The organism is Rhodococcus sp. H29-C3 (assembly GCF_030063405.1).
In the GTDB taxonomy this organism is placed as follows: Bacteria; Actinomycetota; Actinomycetes; order Mycobacteriales; family Mycobacteriaceae; genus Rhodococcoides.
The window spans coordinates 83,047-105,455 of record NZ_JASITC010000009.1 but is presented as its reverse complement, the minus strand read 5'-3'; the positions used below and the strand labels follow the sequence as shown (position 1 = coordinate 105,455).

The window sequence follows — 22,409 nt, the reverse complement described above, 5'->3', positions numbered from 1 at the left end:
CCGATGTCATCACGAGTCTGCCGGGCATGGGATTTCGCCTCGGAGCGGAATTTCTTGCAGCGATCGACAACCCCGGCCGCCTGCAATCGGGTTGCCTGTCGGCGAGTCGCGGAGCGTTATGGACGGCTGGAGCATGACAACGCTCGAGGGTGTCGAGTACCGCGTGGCAATCGATGGTCTGTCCGGATACACCATCGAGTTCACGCGGTGATCCTGAGGTGACAGGGCCAGCTCGCGGAAACAATCATTACCGCGGCCGCCACATCCGCAGCCTCTGCTGATGTCCAGGCAGTCGACTTCTGAAACGGACGCACATGGTCAGTGCGCAGCGTTGAACGCCTCTTCGATCGCAGCGGGAATGCGGCCCCGATCACTGATCTCGTAACCATTGTCCGCCGCCCATTGCCTGATCGCTCTGGTCTGAGCCGGATCACGCGTGGCCCCGGTACCCGTGCGGGAAGTCGGCGATACTGTCGGGGTGGACGAGGTTTTACGCTTACGTCCGCCGACATGGGTGCCGTGCTCGATGTAGTAGCCGATCTTACGGTGAAACTCACTGGCGTTCTTAGCTTTCAGGTCAACGAGGTAGTCGACGCCGTTGACAGAGAATTCGATCGTCTCGCCCGATTCGTCGTCGATGACTGTGCCGTCGATATCGTCGACCAATTGGGTGAATACTTTTTTCGCCACGGTTCGATGCGGCCTTTCTTGGGTCCAGAACGTTGTTGTCGATCTCAGCGTAACCAGGCCGGATGTGCTCACCCTGCAACCTCTGGTGGAAAGTCCACGAGGGTTTCGATCAACCGGCCGCCGTAACGCCCGCCTTAATTGTCTAGTCCACTTGACTAGAAACCGTCTAGGTGACTAGACTAAAGTTATGGTTACCGAGCAGCCCACGCGGAAAGTGGTCAAGGCTCTTAAAGCCGCCGGATTCACCTCGGTCCGCACGGTCGGGTCACACAGCACGTGGGTCTCGGCCAACTGGACGGTTAAAGTGACTGTGCCAGAGGGGCACCGGACGATCTCACCCGGCGTCTACCGCAAGATCCTCGCAGCCATGAAGGAGGCTCAGCAGTGAGCAAGACCTACACGGTATCGGTCACCCGAGACGGCAAGTGGTGGATGATCGCCGTCCCCGAACTCGACGCCCTCACCCAGGCCCGTCGCATCGACGACATTCCCACCGCAGCCAAAGAACTGATCACCCTCGAAGCAGGTGTCGCTCTCGCCGACGTCGAGATCGAGCAGCACATCGAACTCGAACCCGGAGGAGAAGATCTCGCGGTCCGCATCGCCGAGATTGCGACACAGCGAGCACGTCTGGCCGAGGACGAAGCCCTCGTCAAAGCCAGCACCGAGGCCTTCGCGAAGAAACTCGCCACCGCCCAGGTGCCCGTCCGCGACATCGGAGCGCTTCTCGGAGTGACGTTTCAGCGAGCCAGTCAACTCGTCAACAGCTGACCGCCCGACCGTGCAGGCGCGGAAGGCGCGATACTGCTCCCATGACCAGCGACCGCTATCTCGGTGTCCACCATCCGGGGGGAGCCTCACCGGACCTGCACGATTCGGGACTGCGGTCATGTCCGGAAACGTATCTCCCAGCAGGTGCTGGAAGAGCAGCGTGGTCGAGGGATAGCGGTCGGAGAACGCCAACACCGTGCGCCAGCGTCTCCACAGCTCGCCGGGATCCACCTCAGGGGTTGATGGGATCAGGAGTTGATGGCGCCCGCCGATCCACAGGCTCGCGTCCCGAACTGCGATGTCGGCCCGGTCGAGGCCGGCGATCGCGGTGTACGACATACCTGCACCCGCTAGCAGCAACAGGGCTGCGTCGCGGCGCCCGAACAATGCCTCCGTCGACCCGATCTCCGGCAACGCGGTAGCCAGGGCCCCCGAACTGGGCAGAGAGTCGGCGAACTCGGGTGCTGCGGGCACAGTCGAGTGCGAGCCTGATCGCGGTGACGCGCCCGGGCTCAGGAAGACCAGCGCCGCGGTGGCGGTTGTTGATCGCCGAGGTCGGTAGTGGTTCGATATCGCTCGCGGCGCACCAATCGGCGAACAGCTGCCATTCGTAGCGATATCCGCGGAGTGCGGCTGGTGGTCTCGCAGACACGAACGTGACGCTACCTGCAGACACCGACCCTGAAGGCATCGGTCGTTTCATGCGCCGACACCGTGACACGTACGGCGGGATTGCAGGCCTGGATGAAGTAGCTATGCGGGCAATACCGGATGAGTCAACGATTCAGTTACCGCACCGTCAAGGCATCCTGACAGACATTTGTTCATCGGCGCGCGCAAGCTACGTGTTGGGGGTGTATCGATCCACCCTCTACCGGTATCTGAAGTAATGTCCGCTGAAAGCACGGACCCTGCGAACACGGGATACGGCAGAGAAAGGTGAGCGGGTGCTTCGCCCTTTGACTTGTCATTTGAGTGAATGACAAGCGATAGTTCAGCTGCACGTTCCATGAACAGTGAGCTAGCCTCCGCACAAGACCTTCTGGTCTCTATTCGGAGAGGCTTTCTGGAAGCAATGAACACATCCCGCTTTATTACCGGCTTTACCGCAGCAATTCTGACTGTCCTAGCACTCACCGCCGGATGCTCTTCCGACGATACGGCCGACACCCCAACTACCATGCCCTCCACCACCTCGGTCACCGCTACCACCACAACAGTGCGCCCCACAACGCCGACCGCCTCTACCAGCCCCTCGGCAATGCCGTTGCCACCAACGGTCACTTCGGAATCCACTTACATCGAGCCCGCCCCAGCTCCGGCACCTGCACCGGCCCCGGCACCTGCCCCCGCTCCGGCCCCGGTACCTGCTCCTGCCCCGGCACCGAGGGTCTCGTACGCGAACTGTTCGGCGGTTAAGGCAGCCGGAGCAGCTCCTATCTATAGGGGCGACCCTGGATACAGCACCGATCTCGACCGCGATCGCGATGGCGTCGCCTGCGAGAAATAGAAAGTCTGCGAGAATAGAAACCGAACGACCGCACTCGAAGGAGAACATCATGGCAGGCAAATTCGAGATTTACACCGATGCAGCCGGCAAGTATCGCTTCCGGCTCAAGGCCGGCAACGGTGAAATCATCGCCGCCGGTGAAGCCTACAATTCCAAGGCCGCGGCTCAGAACGGCATCGAGGCCGTGAAGAAGAACGCGCCGACCGCGTCAGTAGTGGACCTGACCTGACCCCACACGTAAGCATGCAGGTCGTCGTAGTCCACCGGGGCCGCTACCAGTGCAGAATCCTCACCCGCCGTTGTGGATCGGCGGCAATGGACCGGCTGCAGTCGCCCGCACGAACCGATTCGGGACGGTGTGGCATCCGTTGCACCCGTCACGGCAACTGTGTATCGATGGGTCGCAGTTACTCGACGACGGAAAAGAATTCGTTCCGCGCATATATTTCCTGCCGACCGATTCAACGGTTACGTCGCCGAATCGCCCACTCGGTCACGGAAGCATCGAGCAGATACAGTCCGACGTCGACTTCTTGAGCGAGTTGGGTGCGAACACGGTGGTGCTCGACACCGATCCTGGGGATCAGCGGATCCGGCAATCGACTTCTCATGATCTCGAACTTGTTCGTTTCGCCGCTACGAGTCTGAGCATGCGGCCGTGGGTAAGAGTATGACTGTGTCCGATGCAGTCCGAGAAACCATGACCGCTGGTGCGCTGCTGTTCGATATGGACGGCACCCTCGTCGACCCACAATCCTCGATCGAGTCAGTATGGTTCGAGTTCGCTGACCGTCACGGTATCGACCGCGCTGTGGTTGCGAATGCGCTACCGGGACGTGTTGCGTCAGACATCATCGAGCGAGTCCTCGGACCTGGGGCCGACATCGAGTCGGAAGTTCAGTGGATACGTCTGCAAGAGAACAGGAATGCGCAACCGGTCGAGGCGATGTCCGGTGCTGCTAGATTTGTGGCTTCGGTACCAGCTGATCGATGGGCAGTTGTCACCTCGGCGACTCGTCTGATGATGGTCCGCCGACTGAAGGGGCTCTTCGACTTTAACCGGGTAGCTCAGCATGAAGTCTGAATGTAGGCCCGCGCTGTGCGGGTCATATGAAACCGTATCCGACGAGCCGAGTTGTCGACGTTCCTGAAACCACATGCGGTTAACCGGCCCTCGGGCCTAGGTCAACCCGTGTGTCGGGTTTGAGGTTGTCGAGGTGCCGTTGGATGCTGGCGACGACGCGGGCGTGGCGGGCCCGGCTCGGCCAACATCTGCTCTGCCAAGGCGACGAATCGGCGATGCGCGGTCGGCCAGGACACACCATGACTGCCGGCGACTTCGGAGACCGATCGTGCGGCGTCGCCGATCGCCCATCCCATCGCTCGGCCGAGTCGGCCGGTCAGTCTCGCACGCGCGGTAGCTCGTCGATGCTCTCGGTGAACGATCCGCGTAGGCAGTAGCCTTCCCGGCATCGCCATCGGGTTCGTTCCACTGCAACGCAATTGATCTTTCGCCGTACGAGATACCCCTTGGCCTGGTGACCGCATAACCCTTCACTGATGTCGACACCACACCGCACCCCGGGCGCGCCGCGGCCCGTTCGTCGTCGGTGTAGAACTCGACCAGCCGCACTCCGACGTCGTCATTGGATACGCGGTCCACGCGGACTCCGGGCAGCGAAGAACAGCACTGTCGTACTCTGATCCATACCCTTGGTCTTCCTGTCGCCTGGTCTGTCGCAACATCCAGACTTCAGGGGCCACGGGCTTTCAGCTGGTAGACGCGCCGAACGAGCTCACGCCAGGGTTGCCCGCTCAAGTTCGAAGAGCCTGTTTTGTTGGTCACTGCCCGGGCATGGCTGCGTTTGATGGCCGCTGCAGGCTGCGGCTGGCCCGGCTGTTCGGATACGGGCCGCATCAGTAGGGCCCGCCCGGGAGGGAAGTCCTGCTCAGCGAGCCCCAACCTGGTCGCGGCGTGGGTGTAGGCCGGCCGGGTGCTGGAGTAGACAAGTGTGTATCCGAGACCCACGATCCCCCACGCCAGATCATGCCCACTGCCCAGGACTGTGGCATCTGGGATGTGAGCGAAGAACTCGCGCCAGCGCTGTATGACGGCGATATCGTCTCGCCTCAGTTCTGCTTCGAATGGGGTCAGATCGGCGAGGACTCCGTCGATGTCGATCATGACCAACCGGTCGTCGCCGGGACGATTTCGAGAATGCTTGCCTCGGGGCGTAGTTCGAGGCATTGTGGGTGCGCGTGACGGTGCCTTGGTGCTGTCCACACTCACGTTCATACCAGTCCGCGCTGGTTCTACTGTTTCGTTCGTGGGACCTCACTGTGGTCGCCAATGTCGACCTGATCGGCGACGATCGGCAATGAATGACCCTGCTCCGTCGATGTAGATGCGATTGCCGCCAGCGTCTTTGGCTGCATACATTGCGTGATCGGCGCGGCCGACAAGATGTACCAACGTCTCTGCAAGGCCCGCAGCATCTGCCTGAGCCACCCCAATGCTCAACGTCGCACCCACCCCCGACTGAGCCGCGAACCGAAGTCTCAACGCGCGAGCCTGCGCCATCGCTGCTTCCGAATCCGCAAGAGTGACGACGGCGAACTCTTCTCCCCCTGTGCGGGCGGTGATGGCCGGCGATACGAAACACTCGTCGATCGCCGTTGCGGTGTGACGAAGCACGAGATCACCGTGCGCATGACCGTACCTGTCGTTGACCGACTTGAAGTCATCGAGATCCACTACCAACACCGTGACCGTCCCCGATCGACGGTCCTGCTCGGTGATTGCCGCTTCCAGTCCGCGACGGTTGCGCAGCCCTGTCAGTGGGTCGAAGAAAGCGGTAGCAGCATCCCTGCGCAGCAGGAGCAAAAATATGTGAGTGAGCATAGGCGCGGAGAACAACACCAAGGTCAGCAACACCAAGTACGCGCAGGCGAGGACTACATTGGCGCCGGGTTCGTTGACGGCATGGACGAACAAGACACCGACGATCGCGGCCGCCCACGCTTGATGACCGACGATCATTTTTGGACCGTGGAACGCCGCGATGTAGCTTCCGTTCACCGCGAGTGCTGTCGCGAATGGCAGCGCAACGAAAGGGTCTGCGTGCGTGAGGAGAGATAGTGCACCGCCGATTTCGAGGTACACGACGAACAGTCGTGAGAGGTTCTCGGTCGGCCACGGACCTCGAACCCACAACACCCCGACGAGGAAGCCTGCGACTGCAAGGCCCACCGACAGGTATTGCCCGACTCCATCCGGAGCGGCGGCAGTTGGGTGGGTCGCGAGCACGCACAGCAAGGCTTGCAGCAAGCACCAGGTCGCCAGAGCGAGAGGTGCGTGTCGTAGGAGCGGATTGGAACGCTGGTAGGCGGCAGTCCACGCATAGTCCGCGGGGTGGGACCACCATCGGTGCAGCAGGCGCATGCTCGGGCTCATGACAGACGTAGGTCCCGTCGAACGTAGTCGACAGAGGCGATCTTCATGCGACTCGCGTGAAGCTGAGCTGTGGGGGGCGCGGGGCGTGGGGAACAGTGGCGGTCACAGATACCCCTCCCTCGTCGATGACTCGCTGTCCGCTGTTTCACTCCGTGGCCGCACTGCAGGTGCGAGTCTTTTGTAAAATAGGACAACAGATTCGGGTGACCGACGCGAGGGTTGCCGGCACCACCAAAGAGTGTCACCTGCGAGTATTGACTTTTGGTTATCTGTCAGCGTCTAAGGTGCTGCTCCGTTAATAGAGCCAGACGAAAGGTCACGCATGAACTCCGTCCGGCCCCCCAACCTGGGTGATTATGTTCGCGCATTGCGCACACGATCGACGCCGCCTCATCCAGATGGACTGACCCGGAACGAATTCGCGGCTAATATCTTTTGGAGCGTGAGCCATATCACGCAAATCGAACGGAACGAATCTACGAGTCCTTCGGTCGAATTTCTCGACGCCGCGGCCACCGAACTCGGCCTCGATCGCATCCAGCGACGGCACTTGTACAACCTTGCTCGACGCACGCAAACAGAACGTGAAACCTCAACTACCGCGTGGACAGTCGACGAGTACCGCGCGCTCGTCACACCCGAGATGCGTACAGTGATCGCTGCTCTCGACCCACACCTGGTCGCGTATCTCGACGAGCAGTGGAACGTCATCGAATGCAATGCGGCCTACGATCGTGCATTCCCCGGCCTCGTGGACGACGGAAACGTCTTGCGGTGGTTCTTCTCCACTCCGAAGTCAAAACAGGTAATGGTCCAGTGGGAAGCAGAGGCCACCTTGACCGTGAACTGGTTTCGGGCACTGATGGGCCGTTATTACAACCCGGAATGGGGAATCGAAACTCTGGATGAGCTGAGCCAGTTCCCCGCATTTCGGCAACTGTGGGAGAAGGAAGATGTTCGGTTCGGCCGACATCAACCGTATATGCATCTCCGCGACCCGAACAGCGACGAGGAATACCGCATACATGTGCAGATCCACACTGAAATGCAAGGCGACTACCCGATGCAGATGTACCTGGGCGTACGGATTCCAAGTACCGAATGACCGGCAGAGCCGCTAGATGTCACATCTCCTGAGTACAACGGCGACCAGCGAGGCGCACGATCCCGCATCGCGTGTGCACTGCACGGTGGCCGCCGCTCGGTGTCGCCCGGTGTCACATCCCTACGACGCGTCTTGGACCCACTCTTTTTCGATACTGGTCACGAAAGCGCCGATCGCCTCGTTCACCGGCTGGGGATGAGTCCAGTTAGCTGCATGACCTGCACCTGCGATGGTGAGAACCGGATGAGCGAGTGGTAGATGCTCGTACAATTGGCGTGCTTTGGCCGCGGTCGCGGTGGCGTCGTGCTGACCACGGATGATCAACGCCGGCACCTCAATGCTGCCCAACTGATCGACGACATCGTCGCGTTCGATCAAGCATTCTGTAGCTGGCCGAAGCGCCGACCGATCGCTGTTCTGCCACTTCTCGATCCACGGAACCCACGACTCTCGCGAATCGCCGCCGATCAATTGCGGTGCCAGAGCTTCGGCAAGCGGTGCGATGGGGGCGTCACTGCACCACTGATCGAACAGCGCCCTGTACCCGGCCTTCCCCTCATCGGTGCACGCAGATGCTTCGGTGTCGAGTAACACCAGAGCGTGGACCCGATCCGGGGCGAGCAGCGCCGTACGCAAGGCGATATACCCGCCTTGCGACATCCCACCGACGATTGCCTTCTCGACTCCGAGATCGTCGAGAACAGCCAGCGCATCACGCGCTAAATCCCAATACGTGAACGCATCGCCGCGATCAGACGTTCGTCCATGCCTGCGTGAATCCCACGTCACCACCCTCGCCCTGTCTACGAGGGCATCGACCTGCGGAGCGAACATCGACGAATCCATCAAGAAGCCGTGACCGAGCAGTAGAACTGGCCCTTCTCCCCCACCGTCGGTGTAATGAATATCGGCGTTGGGCGTTCTCACGTTCGGCACGCCCCGATCCTAAGGGTCATCTCGTGACCCACCTCGATGACTCTCCATCGACCCTTTCGCGATGACAGCCTCGGACCGTTTCAGCGACCAACCTAATGCGCTCAGGAACGATCGGCTGCCAGAACTCGCGCCCGGTTGGCGACCGCCCGCCGAACGTCCTCCGGCTCGAGTCATGGGCACTCCAATGGGCGACTTCTTGCGGCCAAGCGCGACAGCACCTCGCCGGAAGACGTCGGCACGACCGCACCCGATCGACGTCACGCCCCCGGGCTTCGGCGCTCAGAGCTCACGCATCGGGCCAACATCAGGGTCGAGTACCCGACCAGGATCGAGCAGGGGCGAGACTGCAACCCTTGATCACCGGTGCTTACCGCTCTCGCCGACGCCCTGCAGCTCAACGCGGGCGAGCGCACCCATCTGCGCTACCTGGCCAAGATCTCAGGCGGTGCCTGCGCCACACACAACCTGCTCGAGCCGCCCGACCGCACGGTCCGCCGCCCTCGTTGTGCTGCGTCGGCTCGAGAGCCAATCCCCGTAGTTGCTCAGTACAAACAGGACCGAAACCAGTGATCCATGCTGATCATGTCGATGTGGCGCACGGTAAGACCTAGATCGGTAGCACGCTTCAGCGCGTCGACGCGGGTGATGGAATTGCGAGGTAGATTCCAGCTTGTCTCCTGCGAATGGCGCCGGAGAATGTCGATGACTTTCATCGGGGCAGGTTCGTTGACGTGAAGAATAGTGCCGTACCGAAACTGCTGCTCCATCGAAAGGCGGCATATAGAGCGGGCGAATAAAGATACGTCGACTACTGACTGCAGCGCCTTTCCGCCATCGATGACTGCCCCCAGTCGAGTCACAATTTCTGTCAGTGTTGGCAGAAACCATCTGTCGCCGACCCCGTAGACGAGATGCGGTCGAATGACCAGACCGCCGCTGTCACGGACGCACTGCTCTGCGACGGCCCGCGTCCGACTAGCCACCGATTGCGGGCGGATGGGTGCACTATCGACCGGTAGATCTCGAAACGGCCCGGGTCCGTACACAGCTGCGGTGCTGACATAAAGCAGTCGTTGGACGCCGACCTTTGACGCGATCGACGCAACGTTGCGCATGCCTTGCTGGTTGACTTGGAAGCATCGCTGTTCGTCGTCGCCCACGTAGGAGATGCAGCTTATGACGGTAGAGGCCTCACTCATAGCGTCTTGTAGGGAAGCGATGTCGTTGATGTCGCCTATCGCAGTGTTCATTCCCTTATCGTTGAGTTCTCTGGCTGCACTGTCCGTGCGAACGAGTCCAATCGCAGCACTGTCTAACTGGGAAGCCATCCGTTTCATCACCGCAGACCCGATGAAGCCATTGGCCCCTAGCACTAGCGTCGTCACGGTGTCGCCGGGTTGAGGACGCTGGTTGGGTGGCTCTCGACGTATCGTTGAACTACATACCCCCAGCGAAGAGAGTTAGGTAGAACATGCAGGAGCGCGCTGTTCTTACGCGCCAGGCCGTCATCTTGGGGGCTGCCAAGAGCTTCGAAAAATTCGGCTACTCCGCCAGCCTGGCCACCATCCTGCAGCACGCGGCTGTGACCAAGGGCGCGATGTATTTCCACTTCGGGTCGAAAGAAGAGCTCGCCCACGCGGTCATCGAAGCGCAGCACGCGATGGCGATGGAAGGTACCCGGCTCGTGGCCTCCCAGTCCGATACCGCGGTCGAAACGTTGGTGCTGGTGTCCCAAGAGATGGCCAGGCAGCTCGTGACCGAGCCCATCGCGCGAGGCGGGATGCGCTTGACGATGGAAATCGGGAGTATCCAGGGTCCAATAGACAAACCGTACTTGGACTGGATCGAGGCCATCAGACAGGTTGCCTTGCGTGCTGCCGAGGATGGCGACATCGTCAAGAGCACCGACATCGATGCGTTGGCCCGGTTCATCGTCGGCTCGTTCACCGGAGTGCAGATTCTCTCGGAGATGCTGACCGGCAGAACCGATCTGTACGAGCGGTTGAACCAGATGTGGAACCTGGTGTTGCCGACGATCATTCACAAGAGCAAATTGGCTCACGTCATGCGACTGGCTGCGCTGCCACCCCGTAAACGAGAGCCCTTGGCCGTGTGACACGGTAAAGATGCGATTACGGATGCGTCGACGTAGGTTCACGGCCTCAGCACCGCGGTGAGTTCGAGTTCCGCGGTCAGTGCCTGATCTTGGGTGAACCGAATGCAGTACACGTTGGCGCGCCCCGGCGCAGCCAGGGGGGTTGTCGATACTTCGCACGGCGTCCGCCATTCGGTGAACCGGGGGAAGACCGCGGAGAGTTCGGCGACCTGTGCTGCTGGTTCCCCACTGCAGTACCGCAGTGCCTGCCGGGCAGCTTCGAAGAGGACCATGCCAGGGATGTGATCGACGGGGTGGTCGAAGAGGGCGAAGTTGTGCGGATCGGGAGTGCAGAACAGGGTCCGATGAGCATCATCAGCGCTGATGAGAGTGTCCCGATCGGAAGAACGTCCGACCCGCTCCGCGGTTACGACCGCCGTTCCGGGTGGAACAGTGCGCTGGTTCGGGTATTGGTCGTCGCGGCCTTGCCGGATGCGGCGATATCCTTCCGGGCTCACCCCTCGCGCGACGGCGCTGCATCGGGCGATGTCCCGTGCGCCGTCCGTGAGGATTCCCGACACGTCAACGCCTGAGACTGCTCCGTCGCGGCGGGTGACGTCGTTGACTGCTAAGCGGAACGTGAGCGGCGCTGCCCCCGACTGTGTTCGAAGCGTGTCGAGCACCTTCACGCTGAAACTTTCCATGAGAAACCGGTAATGCAGCGGCACGTCGAAGCTGGTGTGGCACAGAAGTACAACCGTTTGGCGAAACGCTTCTGCCACACCCAGCGGGTCATGCTCGCCGCCCGAAGCATCGAAAATCCGGTGTGACAACGGGAGTTGAACGGCGACTTCGTACGCGGGACCCGGCCCAGCGCTGTAGTCAGTCAAGAAGACCTCGGCGACGGCCTGTCTGTGGACAAGCTGGCGCGGCACAGTTCTTGTGTATTCCATCCTGCGTAGGACCTTTCGATAATGCAATCGCGGCTTCGGGAGCGAGCCGGATCCAATCCTCGGCGCCAAGCCGCGTCGTCGAATCGTCAACATTGACGGTTTTGTCGGACGCGGAGTCCGATTCCGTGCGTATCCACCGCAGTGGCCAGAGCCCCGATCACCGCAGCACTAGAAGCGGCCGATCCGAAGTTCCAGCTCACTCCGCCGAGCATCATGGCCTGAGCGCCGCAACAACGCGCAGGCCTCCAGCTGGGAATGCACCTGGAGCTTGTGCAAAATGCTTCGGATATGGGCGCGAACCGTCGTGGGCGCGATATGGGCTGTTCGAGCAACAGCGTCGACACTCCGGCCGCTGTAGAGCGATCCCAGAATCTCGAACTCCCGATCGGTGAGGCTCGCGATACGTACGGACTCCTCGGCGCGTATCCGGATGCGCTGCACGAGGGATGCTGTGTCGGATGAAGGTTGGGTGACATCGCCACCCAAAGCGGTGTGCACTTCATCGAGCAGGGATTGAAACGGTAGTTCAGAGTTGATCGCGACATGGGCGCCCGCGGCAAGTCCGCGGATCATCGATGGGCTGCAGCTGAGACCGCCGACCAGAATCGCTCCCTCGAGCGCGGAGAGCTCGAGGTCTTTCCAGTCGATGCCTGCGCGCGGCAGGAGAACCAATGCTCTGCCACGATCTCTGGTGTGGTGAGCGAGAAGGCGCATGTCGTCGGTTCGGGATCCGAAGTGGGTTTTTGCACTGATTCCGGCGACGATTGCATTGGCGAGTTCACGATCGCTGGTGGAGGTGAATACGGTGACGGGCATGAAGTGAGTCATGGCGACTATTGCGCAGGAATCATCTGCTCCGCTGAGGACTCAGCCCCTCCGAAACCAGATCGTCGGTTTGTCAGACGATGCATAACGACGACCCGATCGCTGCAGGGTCGCCAGTCACACCCTGGGCCTTCCGGTTGCCGCGACTCGAAGTTTGAACGCACAGATTGCGGAGTGGGGTCTGCACGCTGCGCGTGGACATGCAGCCTGAATGCCAAGCGTGCCGAAAGTTGCCCTGTCTGCGAAGATGTCGAGTAGGTGGAGTATTTCCGATCACGAGAGAACGAACGGGTACTGACTGATCGGTGTCAACGGTCCGACCTCGGCGCCACTCCACTGCCCGTGACGACGTCTATGTCGTGGGCCGTGCTACTCCGGTGCCCCGAAGGATTGTCCGCCACTGTTACAAACGTCGAAGGACATTAGTCGTCGGAGTTGTCATTCCCAGAGAGCTTTGGGAGGAACGCGTCAAGCGCAGCAACACACAACTGAGACCGGTTGTCTGCCTTTGTTTGTTCGACCAACTTGTCGATCGCCGCCCAGTTCTCCGGGCTCATCCGTACTGGCAGAGCAGAATGATTTTTGACTTCCTGTGGGGCTTTCCTGCGGAACAGCCCAACTGTGTACTCCTTAACCTTCAACGGTTCGACTAGTGCTGCGAGATCGTCAGACTTGTCGATCAACGCGTCGATCACCACGTCGGCGTTGGTCTTCTCCGGGTGTGCCCTCACATACGAGCGAGCCCTCTCCACGAGCCCAACAGGTAGCGATAATGAGCTGGGGTGCGTTGAGGACTCATTTACCTGCTCATATGATCGCGGACGGCGTGGTGTGCTGGTGCGTTTCGAACGAGCTGCGGGGACCGTGCTTTGGCGGGAGGCGGAGCCGGGGGGTGGTTCTGTCGTCGCGGCCGCCGACGGTGCCGTTGATGGGGTTGACTCGGTGCCCGCTTGGGGTGCGTGTCGACGGGGCGGCGGCCCGCCCACTCCTTTCGGACGTTCCAAGCCTGCGATGGCGCCGTCAGTCTTCTTCTGATCATCAGACATTTTTACTTTTCCACTCCCCCGTTGCCATTAGATACAAGTTCCTCTTCGCGTTCGCGTTCGTCGATTCGGGTCAGTATCTCCTGGCACAGCAGCAGGTAGTCCTCAGCCAGCGCCGGAGCGGTACCGGGGACGCGTTTAGGCTTACGACCTTCGCTGAGCGCCTTCCAGAATGGCTCGGCGGAGTCGATGGTCTCAGCAAGCTCGTGTGGCAACATTCCGCGTTCGCGAACACTGACGGAGGTCGCTGTGGTGTGACGAATAACTGAAGTGAATGTTGGGGCCGCTGCTCCAAGAGCCTGTTCGATTTTGGCTGAGGCATCGCGGCGGATGACTGTGGCGCCGGTTTCGATATCAAACAGAACCGATCCGAGGACCTCAAGGTAAGGATTGAGTGCGCGGGCCTTGATGAGCTCCTGGGCGAGATTGCTAAGCCCAGTTGTGCTTGACTTATCTGCTTTGGTGGGGATGACAACCCAACGACTGGCCACGAGGTCCAACTGCAAGGTCGTCGGCGCATAGGGCGGCGTATCGATGAAGATTATGTCGTACTCGGGCGCAATTGGGGCTAGAGCTTCTGCCAGGATCGCCGGCGACGCTGAGTTCTGCATGTACTTCACGACCAGCTTAAGGTCTACCTCCTTAAGTGCCGCTCCCCCGCAGACAACGTCCAAGTTTGGTCGAACATCACGGAGCACCGGGTGCAGAGCTGCCCCCTCTGTCAGGACCTCCATGAGGTGGCGTCCGTCGTCGGATTGGTCCTTGTATCCAAGATCGTCCGCGCAGCTGCCCTGCACATCGGAATCGATCAACAGGACCTTCCATCCTGAAGCCGCAGCCAGGCCCGCACAAGCCGTGGCGGTCGACGTTTTGCCGACGCCACCTTTGCCATTCGCGAAGGAAACTACGCGAAGCAGTTCAGCGAACATGAAACGCTCCTAAGTTGTACTGAGTCAGTTGCTGAGCGTTAGCGTACATCGCCAGTTGCAGCCAAACGTGTCTGACATGTCGCCAATTGGCGCCAACACTATCGCGACGCACCCTTTGTAGGGGGTGTTGACACGCGGGACAGATCAAAGTGTTCAAGGAACCGCTATCTACCTGTTGCATTCCGTCTGCAACAAGCCGTCTACCTCTTGGTCTCCATGGACGCTGGACGGATCGGCACGCTACACGCGCTACAAAGACGACCAGGTCATACTTCAGTAACTATTGAACCAAGCATTGAGGTATATCTGCGGTGCTTCGGTTCAGCAGTATTTATGTCAAGTGTTTCCACTTTGGGGCTAGTGAGCATCACCCACGTGAGTGGCACATGTTGGCTCACACATTGACATCAACCGAAGGCAACATTCGTTGTGACGTCTCCTTCAGATAATGATGCACATTGATGGCCCACTTACAGAAGGCAACTGATGGTCACGTACCTCGCGTTATCATGCGTTATGTTTAGCAGGCTGATTGTGTAGAGGCAAGGTGTGAACGCAGTGGATGTATGTATGCCACTGCATCATGCATTTTCACGTTGCGCAGGAAGGGCAACGATGACGTTCGTGAGTGCCCTCCCATTATGCACAATGGAGAACCCGTCCTCAGGTGCAACATCATGTTTGCCAGCAGTGTCATCTTTCGCCTAGCTACAATTCCTATCCTGTTGTCTAGTACAGAACAACGTATGTGTCTACGTTGATGTGGACAAACTTCTAATGCCACTGCGCTCAAATTATCCGTCGCTCTATAGTGCGCCATATGCTGCGCAATAAGACGGTACGAGCAGGCGTTTCTGGCATCTTCCGTTCGCTACCAACAGGTGGTCACGCGCCAAGCGTACCACCGCCGAACCGCTACGACAGGTCTGTTTCCGGAGGCCGTGGGGGACACGGTTTCGACTTGGCGTTAGTACCAAATTCATCAAGTGTGAACGCATTCAGTTCGATCCCGAGAGGAACCCCCTTCGCGACCGCAAGCCCGAGGTCGAGTTGATCGGTGTTGCTGCGACGCGCCCTATGCGAGTCGCAGGACTGATCCGCCCTCGCCAGCCCTCGATGCGGGGGTTGAGCTAACTGCAGAACAACGTCTTCGGTACTAGAGCATGTGAGACGCTAGGACGACATCAAAGCGGCTGATATCGAAGTTGCTGAGGTCGGCGAAACTTACCAGTCCCCCGGGTGATCGAGAGCCGCCGCCGCGTCGTCTCTGCCTCCCAAAAATTTGACACGGACTGAGGTCGCACCGCTTTGCGGATCCCAAGAGAACCGAACGCCGCCCCGATTGGTCTCTTCAAGGTGTGTCAGACCCCATTCATATAGGTTTTGCGACGCGGCCTCCGCACCATGACTTATACGTCGCCGGGCCCGTCCAGTTGAAGAGCGTGCGCACTCGCTGCCATAGCCGGGTTCGATCCGGCCAGTGGCTGTCGGTGCATAGAGATTGCGCGTTTAGCGGCGTGTGTCGGCGAGGTGTCTTACCGCGACGGTGTACAGCAAGCCGTGCACCCCGAAACGGTAGTGCGGTGGGGGAGCGGTTGGGATGAAGGTAGTTGGCGAAAGATGCCAGAGAACGGGCCGCGAACTCAACGCTGCGGTCTGGAAATGGATGCCCTGGGGGTTGCTGGGATATGGGGAAGTGCCTGTTAGGGCGCCAGCGGCGGTTTTAGGGCGTTTACGCAGGTCGGGGGACCGTTGACGAGAGCTCGCAGAGTCGGACGGTTGAGGATGTTCGCGTGCGATCCAGTTGCGGTCGCCGTGCGCCAGGATATGGGTCTGTGGGTCTGTGTCGAGGGGCCCGAGGGCAACAATCCAATTGGTGCAGAGGGGGAAGGGGCACCGCACTTTCGGCCCATCACCGTCGCGGTCCTGAATAACTGTTGCCGGATAGATCGGACACCCTTCCACGCACTTACAGCACCCTGAGGAAGATCCCCGTCGCCGCGCTCAGCGAGACCGCTGACGTGCTCCGACTCGACTCTGCTGACGGGGGCAGGCCCGTCGCAGTTCCCGCGTCGGCTCGGACGCTGCTGGTGGCTGCCCGTTCCATTCAGCTCCAACGTGGGGCGGCACCGCAGTCGGCACTGTTTCGCGGCGGATTGGGCGACGGCGGCCGATTGGTACGCGACAGCGCGGACACGTGCGGTGTGACTCCTCCCGCCCGTCATCGATGGAACCGGCAATGGCCAGCGACGATCGGCATCTCCACACTCGCAGCTACCCGTGAGAACGCGGTCGGGTAGCCGAAGCGCCCAGACCTGTTCGCGACCCGTTCGGGGCGTCGTCATCGAGCGATCTTCCTCGGATACGACGCCAACAGACCCTTCCCGCAGCTCCGGCTGCGTCTATCGCGGTATCCACTGACATTTACTGCGGTCTACCACTGACATCGATTGAGGTATGCCCAGGTCAGGCCACTGACATTCTCGTGCGGCCTGTGAAGTGCCATTGAAGTTGGCCAATCGAACCAGGTAGTTGTCCAACGAGTTCCTGCTGGAGTGCCGGGTCGGTGTGCCAATTATCCTGTCCAATGATCGAGATTCGTCGGTCTTCGCGCACGTTGTGCCATTGAAGTTGTCCAACGCGCAGGACTGGCCGGTCAGGTCTGCCTTCGGGTGCTGTACCTGGCGGTGCCACCGAGCGCTCCGCCCGTCGCTCGGGAGGCCGCCGACCGGGCATACGCGTGGTGGAGCCACGAGAAGGAGCGATCGATGGCCGAATCCGACACCGGCAGCGTTGAGGCGGTGGCACCCTATCTCGCGCAGCAGTGGCATCCGACGCTCAATCGTGGCCTGCTGGCGTCGCAGGTGCGGGTCTCACGCAGCCGTTTGGTGTGGTGGCTCGGGCCGTGTGGGCACTCGTGGCAGGAGTCGCCGTCGCGGAGGGTGCGCAGGGGTGCGGGTTGTCCGGTGTGCACGGGCGAGCGGACGCGGCCCGGGGTCAACGACGTGGCGACCACGCACCCGCAGGAGGCGGCGAGGTGGACGCGGGACGCCGCGCGATACCCACTATCTGCCCGCGACGTCAATACCCGGTTTCGGTGGGGTGATCGGCTATTCGAAGACGTCGAGGGTTCGGATCATGTTGTCGCGGAGGAAAAGTGACGTCGTAGTTTCTCATCCAGGTGCGGACGGAGCAGCATTCCGAGTTGTTGGAGCCGCGCACTTCGGGAACGAATCACCTCGATGGTGAGGGCTTCGATCAGCACCCACTGCGCACCGGTGACCCAGGCAAGTTCACCGCGCAGGTACGCACGGAGGTGTTCGGGGCTGCGGAACAGGGCGTCGATGGCCTCCCAGGTGCGGGGCCCCGACAGCAGGTGCAGCACCTGAGCGGTCTGCGGGTAGAGAGCGAGCTGGTCGTCGACCCCGTCTATGAACCCGGGCCGGGCTTCGGCGGCGCGGAGATGTCCAGTCCACGAGGGCGGCCCGAGGACCGTGGCCTGGTCGCGGACGATCCGCCAGGTGGCGTCCACGAGGTGCCGGGCGAGTAGACCGGTCGAGATCGCACGCCGATATCGGCGCTCCGCCCGCACCCACTCGCCGTGGCCGGGTACCTGCCGCTGGTACTCGTGACCGTGGTCGGGTGCGAGCCAGCGTCCGTGCTTGAGACAGATCGAGAACTGGTGGTGGTCGAACGTGGGCACCGAATGCCCTGCGGTGCAATAGGTGCAGGCATAGCGGATGCCGGTGCTGCGCTTGCGGTAGGTCTCGGTGAGGAGAGTGTCGGCGTCGCCCTGCGGCGTGCGGGTGGCGCGGAGATAGGAGCGGACGAAATGGGTGGCGTGCGGTCCGCCGAGTTCGTCGATCGCCAGCGCCAGGTGGTGACTTCGCCCAGTTTCGTTGCGGCGCTTGCGGATCAGCGAGTTCACCAAGGGGCGGTCAATCATGTTCACCGCGCACAGTCGGTCCAGGTAGGAATGCGGCGTCTCGAAGTGGTGCGGCCGCAAATACACCGGCTGGGGCTTGAAGGCGAGGGGAGTCACGCGACTGCGCTACCGCCCTTCTTCCTACCGCCCTTCTTCCTGCCGGCCTGTGGACGCACCGCGCCCGCGCCGGCCGCCCTGAAGATGTGCTCCTCGACGATCACCTCGGGTGCATCGGGGGTGGGCTTCTCGTCGATCGCCACTGACAGTGCGCGCGAGAGCACCCGGCGAAGGTTTCCGATCCGGCCCGCGGTCAGGGCGTGGAGTGGGTCGGCGAATTCCAGCAGCCGGTCCGGCTCGCCGTCTACGAGGTGCATCTCCTCGCTGAACCGCAGTAGCAGCGCGGCCCAGCGGTCACGGTCGGTATCGGAGGCGTAGGAGAACGGACGCAGGGGCAGGATTTCGCCGCGGGCCATGATGCTCGGCGGCGCGGGAGGCGAGTTTGCTGGTGAGGTCGATGCCGGACAGGACGGTGACGACGCCGGCGTTGTTGATGATCGACTTGAGTGTGTCCATCGCGTCGTCCCCGTGCGGTCCGTGGAGGCGGAGCATCTGCAGCTCGTCCACGATCAGCAGCCGGGTTCCTCGGGCGATCATGAGGTCGGTAGCGTTGCCTACCAGTTCCCGCTGGGTGCGGCGTTCTCCGACTGGGGTGCCGAAGAAGTCGAGGATCGCGGCAGCGATCATTTTCGGGGTCGATCGCGGGGTGGCCTCGATGTAGACCACCGGGACGACGCCGTGCCGGCGGTAGTCGGGGTTCATCCGGGCCTGGGCCATCTCGACCTCCCGGGCCAGCCGCAGCAGCATGGTGGTCTTCCCGACGTTCGCGGGACCATCCAGCACGATGTTGCGTTCGCCGACCGCGTACTCGTGGGTGGTGCGCAGGTAGCCCTTGACCGACCGGAGCAGGTCCATCGTGTCGGCGGTCTTCAACCAGAACCCGGCACCGAACCACTGCAGGCGGAGGCTGTCGTAGCTCCACCGATCGTCCTGGTCGAGCGCCTGATAGTCGGCGCGGTCCAGTCGATCGGGCTGGGTGAATCGGTGGTCTAGTCGCTGGCGCAGACCCGACAGGGTGCTCTTGGGGTCAGGTCGCATTCCACAACTCCTCGTCCGGGGACACCACCCGGAACTCGTCGGCCACCGTTGCTGTCCTGACGGGCTGGGGCGGTGCCGGGTCGGCGATCGGTGCCGGTCGCGGTTCGTTGTCCCGTGTCCGCTGCTCGGACACGGCCTTCTTCCTCGCGGCGCGCTTCGTCGACAACCCGGTCGGCTGGTTCGCCAGGGTCTGCTCAGCCCACTCGTCCTGCACGTCACCCTCGGCCGCGGCGGTGCTGCGGAGCCGGCGCAGCGCAGAGGCGAACGGGTACACCTCGAGCCGGTAGGAGTCCGAGACACACTCGATCCAGTGTCCGGTGTCGGGGTGGGCCACCCAGGCGCGGTCGGGGTCGTAGGGGTCGCAACGGACCTCCCACTTCCCGTCCTTCGTGCCGGGCCGCATCTTCATCAGCGGCTGCAGATCGCCGGACCGGTAGGTGAGGTTGTTGATCTTGAACCCGGATCCGGGCTGCAACACCCGGCGATGCACGGGCATCAGAGCGATGTAGGTGTGTTCGTCGATCGGCACCGGGATGCCCGCGCTGGCGTCGAACATGACGGCGTACATCTGGTTCGGCGTGAACTTCCGCGAGGGTACGTCCCGGTCCCGCAGCCCGTCGTGGGGGCGGTTCTGCCACACCCGTACCCACCACTGTTCGAACGAGTCCGCCAACTCCCGCAGCGTCAGCAGCCCGTCGTGGGAGACCTGACCCCGGTTGACCGTGCTGTTGCCGACGTAGCCGGGTTGCTTCTGCATCCACAGCGTGTCGATCGACCCGAGCAGTCTTTCGATGTGGGTCTTGTACGTCGGGGACTGCGGCGAAGCCTGCCGGACGCTGATCCCGAAGTGCCGGCAGGCCGAGACGAACGTCGGCCCCAGGTAGTCCGCGCCCCGATCCGTGGTGATCGACTCCGGCACGATGTACGGCACCGCCAAGGCACCCCGCTGACGTTCGTCGAGCGCGGTCATCTGCTCGTGCGGCAGCACCTCCGAGGCGTCCAGGCGCATCCACGCAGGCGCGTCGGGGCGGCACTGCCGGGGCCGCAGGATACGGGCCAACAGGTCGGCGTGCTCCACTCCGGAGGCGCCGGTGGGCACCATCGAGAACCCGAGGATGCCGCGGGTCGCCACATCCGTCGACACCGTCAAATCCGGTCTGCCGACCTTGCCGTCCGGCATCAAGCACAGCACGTTCACCGGGGTCGAGTCGATCTCCACCACCTCACCGGGAGCCGTGGCCGAGATGGGCGCCGGACTCCGGTCCGGGCGATTGCCCGCAGAACGGCGAGTCGTGGCCTTCCCACGGGCCAGGCCACGGGCGTCGTAACGATCGATCAGGCGACGCAACGTGCTCTTGCTCGGTAGTGGCACGTCCTTGTCCCGATACCGCGTGGTCACGTAAGCACGTACTTTATTGATGAGCGTCGCCGTGGAGACGGTGCTCTCGGAGGCCGTGTCCTCCAATACCGCGAGCACCGCTTCGACTACTCGCGGGTCCACTTCCGGTGGGCGACCGTTGCTGTATCGCTGGTCGAGCAGACCCCGCAGCCCGCGCTCAAGGTAGACGGATTCCTTGCGGGCCAGCGTTCGGACCGAAGCATGCACCCCAGCGCCCCTGAGTTCCTGCACCTTCAACTCACGACGCTTCACCTTGCTCGGTTGGTCGTAACCAGCCCTCGGCGTCTGGTCCGGCTCGTGTGGGTTCGGGACGCCGTGAATCACCTCGTTGATCTGGGCCTCCCACCACAACGCCTGCTCGGACTCTTCTTTCGTCATCGGCTCGACCGGTGTGTCGGCCCCGCCGGGGCCGACCAGCTGCACCTTCGGGTGAAGCGACAGGTCTCCGGACCCTGCAAGGGCGGCCAGATCCACCCAGACCCGTGCACCGTCCGCGAGCCGGTACAGCAGCGTCGCGGCGCCGGTGGAGGCAGCCACGGTGTACTCGCGGTCCTCCCACTCGATCAGCTCACCCAGGTTCAGCCGCAGCACGTTTCACCCTCCGAAGTCGTGGTGACGGTGGTATCTAGGTCGAGAGGCCGGTCGAGATCCACGCTCAGATGTCGGTGCCAGATCAGGTGCTTGAGGTATGGCATCGCCAACGCCGGGTGCCGCCGGTTCAGCATCGCCGCTCCCTCCCCGAGGAATCGTCCGGCCTCGAAGATGTCGAGCAGCCGCCCGAAACACCTCCGAGGACGGGTGGCAACGCGGCAGTCGGGTAGCCCTGAGAAACGTCAGGTTGGTTGTCCTCGTCGGACAGGTCTCCGACACCACCTCGTGACGCCAACCAACCTGCTCGCAGACGCGGACGGTCTCGGCAAATTGGGCTTGCGCATCGGGAACACGATGTGCCGGCTTCACGTCGTAGAGCACCTGGTCACCGTTCGCGTGGACGGCGAAGAAATCCGGGTCGTGGTAGATCGCCTGGGCTCCGCGCCGGAACAGCAGCCGGAACGGTTGAGCCGCAATCTGTGCCGCCTCGCCCTGGTAATCTAGTTGGACCAGACAGGCCAGTTCGAGGGCCGACTCGTACCAGACGTGCCGCCCGGTCCGCGGCCAATAGTAGAGGCCGTGCTGGTTGAGCCGGTTCTGGTACTGCACACCCCGGCGGATCTGTTCGGTCTCCCACAGCCGTTCATGCAGCAGCTCCGGCGAGGGTCGCGCCGTGCGGACAGTGTCGTCGTGGCATCGCCACTGGACGGTGTCGAGCCCATCCGGGCTCCGGACGAAGAGACGCGGACCTGCGCAGTCGGCGGTGCGCACCACATTGGGTGCGGTGGTTGTCTGGGTCATGCGGTGGCTCCGAATCAGGCGGGCAGTGCCTCTATGGTGCATGCCGCTACCGGCAGACCCAGCTGGGGCGCGCCGTCAGATGCCAACTTCAATGACCCAGATTGGCCACGATCGATGGAAAATATGCCGGAATTTATGGAAATCGACAGGGAACTCTCAGCATGAACTGCAAAATGCAGGGTCGAAGGACGACAGTCATGGTCGCTCGGCACTTTGTGGATGTTGGC

Annotated in this window: 27 protein-coding genes; 11 read left to right on the top strand and 16 right to left on the bottom strand. The window is 61.9% G+C overall.

The features are described from left to right. Nucleotides 1-318 precede the first annotated feature (318 nt). Nucleotides 319-690 carry a histone-like nucleoid-structuring protein Lsr2 gene (locus tag QMK32_RS18880; RefSeq protein ID WP_283476715.1) on the bottom strand — a complete coding sequence of 124 codons (372 nt, stop codon included), beginning with the start codon at nucleotides 688-690 and terminating at the stop codon, nucleotides 319-321. A 187-nt stretch (nucleotides 691-877) separates the two neighbouring features. Between QMK32_RS18880 and QMK32_RS18875 the strand changes: the two genes are divergently transcribed. Together QMK32_RS18875 and QMK32_RS18870 are read left to right on the top strand one after the other, a co-directional pair. After that, nucleotides 878-1,078, top strand: a complete 201-nt coding sequence (locus tag QMK32_RS18875) for a type II toxin-antitoxin system HicA family toxin (protein WP_283476714.1) — start codon at nucleotides 878-880, stop codon at nucleotides 1,076-1,078. Next, nucleotides 1,075-1,461: a HicB family toxin-antitoxin system gene (locus QMK32_RS18870; RefSeq protein WP_283476713.1), complete on the top strand. Its 387-nt coding sequence runs from the start codon at nucleotides 1,075-1,077 to the stop codon at nucleotides 1,459-1,461. The genes QMK32_RS18875 and QMK32_RS18870 overlap by 4 nt, the downstream gene beginning before the upstream one ends. Nucleotides 1,462-1,693: 232 nt before the next feature. Here the strand turns inward: QMK32_RS18870 and QMK32_RS18865 are convergent, their stop codons facing one another. Next, on the bottom strand, nucleotides 1,694-2,113 hold the full coding sequence (locus tag QMK32_RS18865; protein WP_283476711.1) for a hypothetical protein: 420 nt from the start codon (nucleotides 2,111-2,113) through the stop codon (nucleotides 1,694-1,696). Between the two features lie 491 nt (nucleotides 2,114-2,604). On the opposite strand from QMK32_RS18865, the gene QMK32_RS18860 reads away from it, so the two are divergent. The 3 genes from QMK32_RS18860 to QMK32_RS18850 are packed head-to-tail and all read left to right on the top strand — an operon-like array spanning nucleotide 2,605 to nucleotide 3,200. After that, nucleotides 2,605-2,880: a hypothetical protein gene (locus tag QMK32_RS18860; RefSeq protein ID WP_283476762.1), complete on the top strand. Its 276-nt coding sequence runs from the start codon at nucleotides 2,605-2,607 to the stop codon at nucleotides 2,878-2,880. Nucleotides 2,881-2,899: 19 nt separating this feature from the next. Further along, a complete protein-coding gene (locus QMK32_RS25415) occupies nucleotides 2,900-2,971 on the top strand; it encodes an excalibur calcium-binding domain-containing protein (RefSeq protein WP_283476758.1) in 72 nt (23 codons plus the stop codon). Between the two features lie 49 nt (nucleotides 2,972-3,020). After that, entirely contained in the window at nucleotides 3,021-3,200 is a 180-nt protein-coding gene (locus tag QMK32_RS18850) for a YegP family protein (protein WP_283476710.1), read from the top strand. A gap of 232 nt (nucleotides 3,201-3,432) precedes the next feature. On the opposite strand, the gene QMK32_RS18845 is transcribed toward QMK32_RS18850, so the two are convergent. Next, complete coding sequence (locus QMK32_RS18845; RefSeq protein ID WP_283476709.1) at nucleotides 3,433-3,582, bottom strand: hypothetical protein; 150 nt, start codon at nucleotides 3,580-3,582, stop codon at nucleotides 3,433-3,435. A gap of 59 nt (nucleotides 3,583-3,641) precedes the next feature. Here QMK32_RS18845 and QMK32_RS18840 point away from each other — a divergent pair, with 59 nt between their 5' ends. Next, a complete protein-coding gene (locus QMK32_RS18840) occupies nucleotides 3,642-4,055 on the top strand; it encodes an HAD family hydrolase (RefSeq protein WP_283476708.1) in 414 nt (137 codons plus the stop codon). A 143-nt stretch (nucleotides 4,056-4,198) separates the two neighbouring features. Continuing rightward, nucleotides 4,199-4,432, top strand: coding sequence for a hypothetical protein (locus QMK32_RS18835; RefSeq protein WP_283476707.1), 234 nt, complete (start codon nucleotides 4,199-4,201; stop codon nucleotides 4,430-4,432). 292 nt (nucleotides 4,433-4,724) lie between these two features. Here the strand turns inward: QMK32_RS18835 and QMK32_RS18830 are convergent, their stop codons facing one another. Next, nucleotides 4,725-5,267, bottom strand: a complete 543-nt coding sequence (locus QMK32_RS18830; protein WP_283476706.1) for a hypothetical protein — start codon at nucleotides 5,265-5,267, stop codon at nucleotides 4,725-4,727. 39 nt (nucleotides 5,268-5,306) lie between these two features. Next, the gene (locus QMK32_RS18825; RefSeq protein WP_283476705.1) at nucleotides 5,307-6,425 is read right to left on the bottom strand and encodes a GGDEF domain-containing protein; all 1,119 of its coding nucleotides are present in this window, start codon (nucleotides 6,423-6,425) and stop codon (nucleotides 5,307-5,309) included. Between the two features lie 322 nt (nucleotides 6,426-6,747). Between QMK32_RS18825 and QMK32_RS18820 the strand changes: the two genes are divergently transcribed. After that, a complete protein-coding gene (locus tag QMK32_RS18820; protein ID WP_283476704.1) occupies nucleotides 6,748-7,530 on the top strand; it encodes a helix-turn-helix domain-containing protein in 783 nt (260 codons plus the stop codon). A gap of 120 nt (nucleotides 7,531-7,650) precedes the next feature. Here the strand turns inward: QMK32_RS18820 and QMK32_RS18815 are convergent, their stop codons facing one another. Together QMK32_RS18815 and QMK32_RS18810 are read right to left on the bottom strand one after the other, a co-directional pair. Further along, nucleotides 7,651-8,466, bottom strand: a complete 816-nt coding sequence (locus QMK32_RS18815) for an alpha/beta fold hydrolase (RefSeq protein WP_283476703.1) — start codon at nucleotides 8,464-8,466, stop codon at nucleotides 7,651-7,653. A gap of 542 nt (nucleotides 8,467-9,008) precedes the next feature. After that, a complete protein-coding gene (locus QMK32_RS18810) occupies nucleotides 9,009-9,839 on the bottom strand; it encodes an NAD-dependent epimerase/dehydratase family protein (protein ID WP_283476757.1) in 831 nt (276 codons plus the stop codon). A 98-nt stretch (nucleotides 9,840-9,937) separates the two neighbouring features. Between QMK32_RS18810 and QMK32_RS18805 the strand changes: the two genes are divergently transcribed. After that, the gene (locus QMK32_RS18805) at nucleotides 9,938-10,582 is read left to right on the top strand and encodes a ScbR family autoregulator-binding transcription factor (RefSeq protein WP_283476702.1); all 645 of its coding nucleotides are present in this window, start codon (nucleotides 9,938-9,940) and stop codon (nucleotides 10,580-10,582) included. Between the two features lie 38 nt (nucleotides 10,583-10,620). Here QMK32_RS18805 and QMK32_RS18800 read toward each other — a convergent pair whose 3' ends face one another. The 4 genes from QMK32_RS18800 to QMK32_RS18785 all read right to left on the bottom strand — a co-directional run bounded on the left by QMK32_RS18800 (nucleotide 10,621) and on the right by QMK32_RS18785 (nucleotide 14,311). Then, nucleotides 10,621-11,496, bottom strand: a complete 876-nt coding sequence (locus tag QMK32_RS18800) for a ScbA/BarX family gamma-butyrolactone biosynthesis protein (protein ID WP_283476701.1) — start codon at nucleotides 11,494-11,496, stop codon at nucleotides 10,621-10,623. Nucleotides 11,497-11,682: 186 nt separating this feature from the next. Continuing rightward, entirely contained in the window at nucleotides 11,683-12,330 is a 648-nt protein-coding gene (locus QMK32_RS18795) for a helix-turn-helix transcriptional regulator (protein ID WP_283476700.1), read from the bottom strand. A gap of 431 nt (nucleotides 12,331-12,761) precedes the next feature. Next, nucleotides 12,762-13,091, bottom strand: a complete 330-nt coding sequence (locus QMK32_RS18790; protein ID WP_283476699.1) for a hypothetical protein — start codon at nucleotides 13,089-13,091, stop codon at nucleotides 12,762-12,764. 296 nt (nucleotides 13,092-13,387) lie between these two features. Beyond that, on the bottom strand, nucleotides 13,388-14,311 hold the full coding sequence (locus QMK32_RS18785; protein ID WP_283476698.1) for a ParA family protein: 924 nt from the start codon (nucleotides 14,309-14,311) through the stop codon (nucleotides 13,388-13,390). A 1,937-nt stretch (nucleotides 14,312-16,248) separates the two neighbouring features. Between QMK32_RS18785 and QMK32_RS18780 the strand changes: the two genes are divergently transcribed. Both QMK32_RS18780 and QMK32_RS18775 read left to right on the top strand, forming a co-directional pair. After that, nucleotides 16,249-16,611, top strand: coding sequence for a hypothetical protein (locus tag QMK32_RS18780; RefSeq protein WP_283476697.1), 363 nt, complete (start codon nucleotides 16,249-16,251; stop codon nucleotides 16,609-16,611). Nucleotides 16,612-17,079: 468 nt separating this feature from the next. Next, nucleotides 17,080-17,472 carry a zinc-ribbon domain-containing protein gene (locus QMK32_RS18775; protein ID WP_283476696.1) on the top strand — a complete coding sequence of 131 codons (393 nt, stop codon included), beginning with the start codon at nucleotides 17,080-17,082 and terminating at the stop codon, nucleotides 17,470-17,472. Here the strand turns inward: QMK32_RS18775 and QMK32_RS18770 are convergent. From QMK32_RS18770 to QMK32_RS18750, 5 genes are read right to left on the bottom strand one after another with little or no spacing between them, the layout of a single operon-like run. Then, entirely contained in the window at nucleotides 17,448-18,353 is a 906-nt protein-coding gene (locus tag QMK32_RS18770; RefSeq protein WP_283476695.1) for a hypothetical protein, read from the bottom strand. The genes QMK32_RS18775 and QMK32_RS18770 overlap by 25 nt on opposite strands. Continuing rightward, nucleotides 18,350-18,709, bottom strand: coding sequence for a hypothetical protein (locus QMK32_RS18765; protein WP_283476694.1), 360 nt, complete (start codon nucleotides 18,707-18,709; stop codon nucleotides 18,350-18,352). The genes QMK32_RS18770 and QMK32_RS18765 overlap by 4 nt, the downstream gene beginning before the upstream one ends. Next, the gene (locus tag QMK32_RS18760; protein WP_283476691.1) at nucleotides 18,648-19,391 is read right to left on the bottom strand and encodes an ATP-binding protein; all 744 of its coding nucleotides are present in this window, start codon (nucleotides 19,389-19,391) and stop codon (nucleotides 18,648-18,650) included. Before QMK32_RS18760 ends, QMK32_RS18765 begins: the two co-directional genes overlap by 62 nt. Then, complete coding sequence (locus tag QMK32_RS18755; protein WP_283476689.1) at nucleotides 19,381-21,381, bottom strand: Mu transposase C-terminal domain-containing protein; 2,001 nt, start codon at nucleotides 21,379-21,381, stop codon at nucleotides 19,381-19,383. Before QMK32_RS18755 ends, QMK32_RS18760 begins: the two co-directional genes overlap by 11 nt. A gap of 3 nt (nucleotides 21,382-21,384) precedes the next feature. Continuing rightward, a complete protein-coding gene (locus tag QMK32_RS18750) occupies nucleotides 21,385-22,182 on the bottom strand; it encodes a TnsA-like heteromeric transposase endonuclease subunit (RefSeq protein WP_283476688.1) in 798 nt (265 codons plus the stop codon). Nucleotides 22,183-22,409: the final 227 nt, after the last annotated feature.